Here is a 1,027-nt window from a genome sequence, read left to right as displayed (position 1 = left end):
CTATTCCTCTCCTTCCTGTAATGTATTCTTCCAGTGACTGGTTTGCTTCATACGGTAGCTTTCCCCCCGCATATCGACAACATGCGCCTTGTAAACCAAACGATCCACCAAAGCACCCGTTAATGTCGGGTCTTTAAAACAATCCTGCCAACGATCAAATGTTAGATTCGTGGTAATAATCACCGAGCCTTCTCCAATTCGGTTAGATAATAAATTGAAAATCAATTCTGCGCCTGAAGCATCAAAGGATAGATAACCGAGCTCATCAATAATCAATAAATCAATGCGCTGAAGGCGTTGTTTAAACCGATAAAATTGACTTTGAGTGACCGCTTCTTTCATCTGAATCACCAGATTGGGGGCGTTGATAAATAACACATTATAACCTTGCAGGCACGCTTCAATCCCTAAACCAATACTAAAGTGGGTCTTGCCTGTACCCGGATTGCCGATAAAGATGGCATTTTCTTTATTCTGTATAAATTGTAATGTTTTCAGTGAACGCAGCTCTTTTCTCACGGGTTCGTTAAACACCTGGTCATCAAAGTCGACCAGGTATTTTTTCTGACTAAACTTTGCTTGCTTTATCCGACGTTGATGACTGCGATTGCGTCGATGTTGCACCTCCTCATTAATCCATTCCAATAAGGCTTCTTCAAAGGTTAGCCCCCTCGCTTGATATTCTGCCATCAAGTGAGGGTGGTTTTCCTTAAGGAACGACAGTTTCAGTTCATTGGCTGCCTCTGTGATCGTTAACATGGTGTTTCCTCCAATCCAAAGATGCGATTAAGCTGATGTAGTGTGTGTTCTGTTTGTTGAATCACCGGGTTGATTTCTTGGTCCTGCCCCTTAGGGAGAGGCTTTGTGGCGTGTAATCGTACCGCTTCTGTCATGTGGATGACGCGTTGATGTTCATCACATGCACGGTAACGTTCCAAGTGCTCTAGAAATAGCTTGGGTTTATCGTTATAATAATGGTCATAGAGGGTCTTCAATAAAGGGTGATGCTTTAACACATGCGAGTGCT

2 protein-coding genes are annotated in these 1,027 nt (G+C 42.9%); both read right to left on the bottom strand.

What is annotated here, in order from left to right; translation table 11 throughout:
- On the bottom strand, positions 1-759 hold the full coding sequence (gene istB, locus ACFO5Y_RS11730; RefSeq protein ID WP_197105363.1) for an IS21-like element helper ATPase IstB: 759 nt from the start codon (positions 757-759) through the stop codon (positions 1-3).
- Positions 753-1,027 (bottom strand): hypothetical protein (locus ACFO5Y_RS11725; RefSeq protein WP_380706747.1); only part of this gene is annotated, 275 nt, incomplete at its 5' end. The genes ACFO5Y_RS11725 and istB, both read right to left, overlap by 7 nt.

This window comes from Ruoffia tabacinasalis, assembly GCF_042652985.1.
Lineage (GTDB): Bacteria > Bacillota > Bacilli > Lactobacillales > Aerococcaceae > Ruoffia > Ruoffia tabacinasalis.
The sequence above is the reverse complement of the archived record's forward strand: the minus strand, read 5'-3'. Positions and strand labels throughout refer to the sequence as shown.

Excerpts from the sequence above, each read along its gene's own strand:
- istB (WP_197105363.1), bottom strand. The coding sequence starts at position 759 with ATGTTAACGATCACAGAGGCAGCCAATGAACTGAAACTGTCGTTCCTT.